Source organism: Mycobacterium sp. (genome assembly GCF_040509115.1).
Classification (GTDB): Bacteria; Actinomycetota; Actinomycetes; order Mycobacteriales; family Mycobacteriaceae; genus Mycobacterium.
The window spans coordinates 1-8,047 of the sequence record NZ_JBEVLO010000289.1 but is presented as its reverse complement, the minus strand read 5'-3'; the positions used below and the strand labels follow the sequence as shown (position 1 = coordinate 8,047).

General features: G+C 66.0%; 9 protein-coding genes. 6 read left to right on the top strand and 3 right to left on the bottom strand.

All coding sequences use genetic code 11. The features are described from left to right. On the top strand, positions 1–424 hold a 424-nt coding region (locus tag ABW137_RS20100; protein WP_526403195.1), incomplete at its 5' end, for a UTRA domain-containing protein. A gap of 132 nt (positions 425–556) precedes the next feature. Here ABW137_RS20100 and ABW137_RS20095 read toward each other — a convergent pair. Both ABW137_RS20095 and ABW137_RS20090 read right to left on the bottom strand, forming a co-directional pair. Then, positions 557–994, bottom strand: coding sequence for a nitroreductase family deazaflavin-dependent oxidoreductase (locus ABW137_RS20095; protein ID WP_526403193.1), 438 nt, complete (start codon positions 992–994; stop codon positions 557–559). Positions 995–1,415: 421 nt separating this feature from the next. Further along, complete coding sequence (locus ABW137_RS20090; protein WP_526403191.1) at positions 1,416–1,610, bottom strand: hypothetical protein; 195 nt, start codon at positions 1,608–1,610, stop codon at positions 1,416–1,418. 474 nt (positions 1,611–2,084) lie between these two features. Here ABW137_RS20090 and ABW137_RS20085 point away from each other — a divergent pair, with 474 nt between their 5' ends. Together ABW137_RS20085 and ABW137_RS20080 are read left to right on the top strand one after the other, a co-directional pair. Continuing rightward, positions 2,085–2,675: a carboxymuconolactone decarboxylase family protein gene (locus tag ABW137_RS20085; protein ID WP_526403189.1), complete on the top strand. Its 591-nt coding sequence runs from the start codon at positions 2,085–2,087 to the stop codon at positions 2,673–2,675. 46 nt (positions 2,676–2,721) lie between these two features. Beyond that, the gene (locus ABW137_RS20080) at positions 2,722–3,219 is read left to right on the top strand and encodes a cupin domain-containing protein (protein ID WP_526403187.1); all 498 of its coding nucleotides are present in this window, start codon (positions 2,722–2,724) and stop codon (positions 3,217–3,219) included. Positions 3,220–4,119: 900 nt separating this feature from the next. Here ABW137_RS20080 and ABW137_RS20075 read toward each other — a convergent pair. Next, complete coding sequence (locus ABW137_RS20075) at positions 4,120–4,833, bottom strand: serine hydrolase (protein ID WP_526403197.1); 714 nt, start codon at positions 4,831–4,833, stop codon at positions 4,120–4,122. A 247-nt stretch (positions 4,834–5,080) separates the two neighbouring features. On the opposite strand from ABW137_RS20075, the gene ABW137_RS20070 reads away from it, so the two are divergent. From ABW137_RS20070 to ABW137_RS20060, 3 genes are all read left to right on the top strand, one after another. Then, positions 5,081–5,467 (top strand): ArsR/SmtB family transcription factor, encoded by a 387-nt coding sequence (locus ABW137_RS20070; RefSeq protein ID WP_526403185.1) that lies wholly within the window; start codon positions 5,081–5,083, stop codon positions 5,465–5,467. Next, complete coding sequence (locus tag ABW137_RS20065; RefSeq protein ID WP_526403183.1) at positions 5,460–7,577, top strand: heavy metal translocating P-type ATPase; 2,118 nt, start codon at positions 5,460–5,462, stop codon at positions 7,575–7,577. Before ABW137_RS20070 ends, ABW137_RS20065 begins: the two co-directional genes overlap by 8 nt. Before the next feature lie 114 nt (positions 7,578–7,691). Then, on the top strand, positions 7,692–8,033 hold the full coding sequence (locus ABW137_RS20060) for a DUF3703 domain-containing protein (protein WP_526403181.1): 342 nt from the start codon (positions 7,692–7,694) through the stop codon (positions 8,031–8,033). Positions 8,034–8,047: the final 14 nt, after the last annotated feature.

Sequence of the window (8,047 nt, the reverse complement as noted above, 5' to 3'; positions counted from 1 at the left end):
CGACCAACCGGTCGTGTACATGACCACGTGGATACCCGCTGACCTTTTCCCCACCCTGTCTGCCGAAGAACTCAACGGCGGCTCCCTGCACGACTGGATGCGCAGCGTCGGCTACCAGCCTCACGGCGGCCCCCGCCGAGTTCAAGCAGTACCCGCCGACCCCGTGGTGACACGACATTTGGGATGCCAGCGCGGCGAACCCGTGCTTCTGATGCAAGGCGTCACTCAAGACACCTACGGACGCGGCCTGGAGTGGTTCTCGGCATGGCATCGACCGCACACGGTCTTCGACATCGACGCCTCGGTGAACCCGACCCCAGTCAACAGCGACGCAGTGCCCACCGACCTAAACCGCGTACGCGAACTCGTCACGGAACTCACGTCGTTGATTGGCTTGGAGCAGAACGCTTCTCACGCTGGCTGACGCCGCGGACATGACCTCGCATGAACAGCCTGTTCGACTCCGCGGCAGCCGGTAGCCTTCACGGCCTGTATCAACAGGGGCTCGTTTGACGCGCCGCCACGCTGACAGCCGGCTATCAGCGAGTGCAGAACATCAAGTCTTGATCAGCTCGAATATCGGTATCTTCCGCGCGGTTCGCGCTTGGTGTTCCACCATGATGGGGACCAGTTCGCCAATTGTCCGGAATAGCTCGTCGCGTTCGTCGCGCCGGATCTCGTGGGCGACAACGCCGTACTCCTCGTCCCCAATCTCGATGCGAGCCTGCGGAACTGCCCGTAAGTTATGGACCCACGCCGGGTCATTCGGTGCGCCAAGAGAGGAACCCAAGACGAACAATCGCCTATCGACTACGACGAACGCCAGCGGAGTCAGACGGGGTTCACCGGTCTTGGCACCCACGGAGTGAAGAATGAGCACATTGCCGCCGGGCACATCGGCCACCTTGCCGTGATTGGACCGGAATTCATCGATGACAGCCAGGTTGAGCGCCTCGTTGCCCGCTGAACCGTCGGCCTTCGCCCGTTCGACCATAATCGGACCATAGTCCGTTTCGCGTCTGCGGTCCAGTGCGCGGCGAGATACTGCGATCGAACCTAGGTGCCGGACGGGGAGTCGGGGCCAGGTTTCGGGTTCGAGAGAGCGCAGCCCGTCGCCCGGGAATCGCCGGGGGGACACCGCTTCGCTGGATGTCCGCCCCCTGGAGGTCGAGAATGTAGAATTCGCATCGGGACTCAGCCGGACCGCCAACGATCTCCTTCCCACTTCGTGGGTCAACATGCCTCGCCGCCAACGGGAGTCACGATTCCTCATCGGTCAGCACCGTGATGCGACAGCGCTCCCCGCGCTGGTGCGCAACCGCGCCGACGGTCCTGGCGTTCGTCATCGGACTCGGCGTCGCCGGCGGTGTCGCTCCGCCCGGCACGGCCCATGCCGCCTGTTTTCAGCAGGGTGGCTACAACCCACCGCCATGCGCCACCACCACTCCGGCGGCCGACGAGAGTAAGACCCCGAGCAGCTCCTCAGACACCGGCCCCAGCTCCACGCAGAATGCCCCCGCCTCGCCGTCGACGGCCCAATCGAGCACCGGCCGGGGCGGATACACCCCACCCGACTCCGGGGTCACCGCCTGCCAAAACCAGAGCGCCATGGGCGTCGCCATCGGCCTGCAACCCACCACCTGCCGGCCAACCCAAGGCCCCAACACCCCACCCGACTCCGGAGTCACCGCCTGCCAAAACCAAAGCGCCATGGCCGTCGCCATCGGCCTGCAACCCACCACATGCCCGCCAAGCACACGGGGTTGAGAGCCGTGGCCGCACATGTGGCGCCGTTGGCGCCCAACACGTTGCTCGTCGCAGGCACCCGCTCCATCGGCTGCCTGCAGGAGATACGGTTCGCAGCAACGGGTTTGCCCTACGGCCGCGATTTCACCGAGCGTCGTCACCGCCCGGCGCACGGTCGCATGCATGTCGCGCATGCGGCCTATCACAACGGAGCACGTGAATCGTAATGCGGACACATTGGCTTTCACGAAAGATGATGTCTGCTCGCAACGTGCTGGCCCATCTTGCATCACCACGTTCATGAGCGCATTGCCGATGTTCGAAAGGGGAGGCGTTACATGCGAGTTCCGCTAGTCAAGAAATCCGAGGTGTCCCCGGCTCAGCAGGAGTTGTACGACACTTTCGTCGAGCGGGTCGGTGACAATTACTCGACTTTCACGACGATGACGTCCGACGGTGCGTTGGTGGGGCCGTGGTCAGTCTGGTTGCAGGAGCCCGCGACGGGCCTGGCAATCGATCAGCTCCTCGAAGCCATCGGCGGTATGCCGGGACTCGAGCCGACGACAATTCAGTCGGTCATCCTAACGGTGGGCTCGCACTTCAACGCCGCGTACATCATGTACGCCCACTCCGCGGTGGCAGCCGAGGTTGGGGTGTCGGAGTGCCACGTCGCCGCGCTGTGTGCCGGAGAGTGCCCTCCCGATGTCGACTCCGAGACCCGGGTCGCCGTCGGGGTCGCAAAGAAGCTGCTGCGCGGAGGGGCACTGCCCGGTCCGGTCTTCAAGCACGCGGTCGAGGAGCTCGGACGAGACGGCTTTGACCACCTCGTCTACCTCGTGAGCCAGTACTGCCTGGTCGCGATGTCACTGAACGCGTACGACATCCCAGAAGAGGACGACTGGAAGGCTTTTCGTGACAGGCAGTCATGAATCGGTGCTGTCCGAGATCCTTGACCATCCAAAGAAAGATCATTAGATGCCATTCACTGGACGCCGCGTCGTGACCGGGCACACGGCCGAGGGCAAATCGACGGTCATCTTCGACTCGGTGCTGCCACTGCTGGGCGGTGCCGACGAGTCCGGCAACGAAAACCGCCACGGTTCGACGTCGCGGGTCATGTGGACGACGACCGAGATGCCCGCCGACAACAACGGATCGTCCGATAGAGCGACGCAGGACGTTCCAACCGCCGTCGAGTGGGGCAGCCTGCTACGGATCGTTCAGTACGAGCCGGGGGTAACGCCCCGTCCGCACCGCACGGCATCCATCGACTTCGTCACCGTGCTGTCGGGTTCAATTGACTGTGAGCTGGAGGAGGAAACCGTCAGCCTGCACGAAGGTGACGTGATGATCCAGCGCGGCACGATCCACAATTGGATCAACAACACGACCGAGCCCTGTGTCATGTTCTTCGCCATGACCGGCTCGCGGCCAATCGAGGCCGGCGAGACAACCCTGTGGCCGACAGGCTGAATCACTGTGTCGATGCTTGCCATTGCGACAGCCCGCCTGACGGCCGGCGGCGCCGGGCCACAGAACACTTGATCCGGGGTTGGAGATTGAAGTGACTGAGCATTCGTCGTCGGGGCGCACCAACGAGTCCATCGGCTCATGTCCTGCCCAGCCGAGTGTCGCCGCCAGGACGACGTCCGCAAGCATCGCCACCTGTCGTGATTGGTCGCGCGCGGGCGTCGTCGAATGCGGGGGTGTTCGGGTGAGAGCTCAAATGCGGAGCGTCGCCGTGGTCATCAGGGTCACGGGATGTCTCGATGACACCAACGTCCAGGCGGTGGCGGGGCAACTCGCTCGGTTCGCCGGCTTAGAGGTCGCGTTGATCCTCGACGTCCACGGCCTTGAAGTCGGCGCCAGACGGCCCCTCCCCCGTCTCATATCGACGTTCAGCGCTGAATGTCACTGGCGTGGTGTCGAATGGGTCTTAGTGGCCGAACATGCTGACCTCCACCTCGATCGGCTCCCGCCAGCTGAAGCGCACGGCGCCGTGGGCGCTAAATCGGTCGCCGAGGCATTTTCTCTCTGCGCCCGCGTCATTCGCGCGCGCCGAAGCCTGCCACTGCTCGAATAGGCGACCGAAGGCGTATCAGCTCAAGCAGCTACCCTCGACGCCACGCACCGATCGATCCAATCGGGTCCTGGCCTGCCATCGAACGTCGTTCCACGTCAACCTATTTTGGCGGATCTCAGATGGGAGGGGCGCAGGAAGTAATGTGCCGATGAAGAACTCACCGGCACGGACCAACGGAATGACACCGTATGCGATGCGGGTGATCGAGGGCTAGTATCCGAGAACTCCAGGCGCCGAACTCATGGTGCGGGGCCGGATCTCGGAACCCGAACCCAGGGCCGCGGGGACGGTCAGCCGGCCAGCAGTATCTGTGCCAGTCGTGTGGTGGTCTGCACGCCGTCGTCGTAGCCGCCCTCCCCCTCTAGCGAGTTCATGATCGCCAGGGTGTAGCGCTGGCGGGGACCGGCGAACCCGACGCTGTTGACCACCCATCCGCCTTGTTCCTGCGACCACCCGTTCTTGTTGCCGGGGGCCATCGAGGCGCCCGCTCCCCAGACCCCCCACTGTTGATTGGGGTCGAGGTGCTGCATTTCAGCGACGACAGCGGCGGTCTGGGCCGGCGGCAACCGGGTGAGGGTGTGATTCATCAGCCGGTCGAGGTCATCGCTGGTGGACTTCTGAAATCCCCAATCGGGGTAGGTGGCGCTAAATCCCCGTTGCGCTTGCAGATTGGTCATCCCGTAGATGGGGAAGTTGCGGTTGAACGCCATGTTGTCGGGTCCGCCGTAGCGTTCCCAGAGCGTATCGGCGGCGTCGCTGTCCGAGGAGTGCATCATGTCGGCCATGAGCTGGTTGTCGGCCGGGGTGAGAGTGATTTGACCGGTCCGCGCCCGCGTCAGTAGGTCGACGACCATGGCGAGTTTGATGGTCGACGCGGTCCACATCATCGTGGCGGCCGCCTGGTTGCGGTATGCCTGCCCGGTGGTCCGATCGCGAAGGACGTAACCGGTCGTGCCGGGACGGTCGAGGAGGTAGGCGTTCGCCTGCGCGAGGCGCTGTGCCATGTCGGCGTGGGCGACGGGGGCGGCGACGAATACGAGCACCGCCACTGTGACGAGTCCGGCGGCGAGTGCCTTCACGGACCCAGCTTGGCAGCCCCGTCGGCGACATGACCCGAGGCACGCCGACAGCAACCCGATTTCCTACTGCCTTCCTACGTAGTTTCGATCCGGCCGCCAAAGGCGCGTCGAGCGGGGTCGACGCCAACGCAGGAAGATACATCGACATACCAACATGCGTTAGTATGTGGAGATGGCCGAACCGACCATCGATCACTGCGACTTGCTGTGTCTGGACCTGCCGCACGCCGAACGGATTCGCGCTCTCCTGCCGCCGTTGGCCGACGCCGAACACTCGGCTGCCGCGGCGAGGGCTCTCAGTGACCCGACGCGACTGACCATCGCCTCCGCGCTCCTGGAGGGCGACGAGCTCTGCGTGTGCGACATGGCCTGGGTGGTCGGCCAGTCGCAGAACCTCGTGTCCCACCACTTGCGTCAACTCAAGACGGCCGGTCTAGTGACATCTCGGCGCCAAGCCCGGATGGTGATGTACCGGCTCACCGACCGCGGCCGGTCCTTGACTGACGCCGTCTTCGGACATGCGGACCGTCGACCGGCAATCGAGGCGCGCCATGTCTGATGCATGCTGCGGACCCGGCACCGCTGGGGCCGACACCGACGCCGACACCGAGTCCTGGTCGGGCAGGCTGTGGAATGTCCGCGAGCTGCAGCTGGCGGCGGCGGCCGCGATCTTGCTGCTCGCAGGATGGGTCGTCACCCGAAACGGCCTTCATACCGTCGGCTTGCTACTGGAACTGGCGGCAGTCGCCGCCGGGGCTGCCACCTTCGCCCCCGCCGCCGTCCGCAATCTTCGCCACGGTCGTCTCGGAGTGGGCACCTTGATGACGATCGCGGCGATCGGCGCCGTGGCACTCGGACAGGTCACCGAAGCTGCGCTGCTCGCCATCCTGTTCTCGATCGCCGAAGGGCTCGAGCACTACGCCGTGACGCGCACTCACCGGAGCCTTCGCGCCCTGCTCTCGCTGGTGCCAGCGTCGGTCACCGTGGTCCGCGACGGGCATGAAGACGCCGTGACGGCAGATGATTTGGTGGTCGGAGACCTGATGGTCCTGCGACCAGGCGAGCGCGCTGCCACCGACGGCGTCATCACCTCCGGTCGGACGAGCCTGGACCTTTCGGCGATCACCGGAGAATCGGTTCCCGTGGAGGCCGAGCCGGGCACCGTCGTACATGCCGGCGCGATCAACGGCGGCGGCGCGATCGAGGTCTCCGTCACCGCAGCCGCCGCCGACAGCTCGCTGGCGCGCATCGTCCACATCGTCGAGCAGGCCCAGGAACGCAAGGGCGTCGGTCAGCGGCTGGCCGACCGGATCGCCCGTCCACTCGTCCCGGCGATCCTGGTGTTGGCCGCCGCAGTCGCCGGAGTTGGTGCGCTACTGGGTGATCCGGTGTTGTGGCTCGAGCGCGCTCTGGTGGTGCTCGTCGCGGCCTCACCCTGCGCCCTGGCCATCGCCGTGCCCCTGACGGTGGTGGCCGCCATCGGCGCCGCCAGCCGACAGGGCGCTCTCGTGAAGGGTGGCGCCGCGGTCGAGGAATTGGGGCGCATCGCCGTGATCGCCCTCGACAAGACCGGCACGCTCACCCGGAACAGTCCTCAGGTCGTCGAGACGGTGACCGCGGGCGGTGTCACCGACGTCGAAACCCTGCGGGTCGCAGCTGCGGTCGAAGCTCGAAGCGAGCACCCGCTGGCCAAGGCCGTCGTCGATGCCGCCGGCCACGACGTGGGGGTGGCCGAGGACGTGACCGCTCTGGCCGGCCACGGCATCACCGGTCGCTTCGAGGGCTCTGCAATCCGGTTGGGCAAGCCGGGCTGGATCGCGGCCGGGCAGTTCGCCGGTGACGTCGACCGCCTTCAATCGGCGGGAGCGACGGTGGTCCTCCTCGAACGTGACGGGGTCGTTGTCGCGGCCATCGCGGTCCGCGACGAACTGCGGCCCGAAGCGCCCGAAGTTGTCGGGCAACTGCGCGAATTGGGCATCGACGTCGTCATGCTCACCGGTGACAACGCCCGCACGGCGAAGGCCGTGGCCGAGGCCGCCGGCATCACCGACGTACACGCCGACCTGCTGCCCGAAGACAAGGCTCGCCTGCTGTCGGAGCTGGCCGCTGGCCGGCCGATCGCGATGGTCGGCGACGGGGTCAACGATGCACCCGCCCTGGCCACCGCCGACATCGGCATCGCAATGGGCGCCATGGGTACCGACGTCGCCATCGAGACCGCCGACGTCGCGCTGATGGGAGAGGACCTGCGGCACCTCCCCCAGGTTCTCGTCCACGCCCGTCGGGCCCGTCGAATCATGGTGCAGAACATCGGATTGTCGTTGGCCATCATCGCGATCCTGATCCCCCTCGCCGCACTGGGGGTTCTCGGGTTGGCCACCGTGGTGCTGATCCACGAGGCTGCCGAAGTGTTGGTCATCCTCAACGCGATCCGCGCCGCGCGCACGCAGTCGCTGCCCGGTGTCCCCCAGCGTCGCAGTGCTGCCGCGGCGAGTAACCACGTGACCCTGCCGGCTCCTCCGCCACCTGTCGACGCCTGCTGCCCCCCAGCGACGTCACCCCTGAAGATGGTCCCCGCGCAACGGAGCACCTGCGGCGAGGATTGCACCTGCTGCCGCACCGTCGAACCCGAGAAGTCACGCGATGAGTCGATGCACTCGCCGAAGTAGACACGACGGCGTGCGAATCGCGTCAGGTGAATCATCACCGCCCGTCACGGCACTGGTAGTCAAGCGCTGTTGGCTGCCCAACGGTCGCGCAGACGAGCCTCGGCGGGTGGCGTCGTGAGCCGCCTCGGAGTCGCGGCCCGCGACGTGTACCGGCGGGAAATGGCCGCTGCGAAGCGCGCACCGGCCGCCCAGGAGCGGTGGCGACACCTGGAGCGAGCGCACATCGTTTCCCAGCCCGACCCCTGGCTGCACACCTGTAACCACGCGGCCATGTTGACGCTCGCGCTGCGCCAACGGGATCGTCGTGAAGCACTGGGCCAGGTGGTCCGCCTGATCGTCGCCGCGCCGGGCTCGATGACCGGGCGCTATCCGGTGGGCAACACCGGTCGGGTCGAGGCAGGTCTGCTGACCCCGATGGCGGTGCCCGCCGACCTCGCCTCAGTCGTGGGCGGCTGACGGGAATCGCGGTG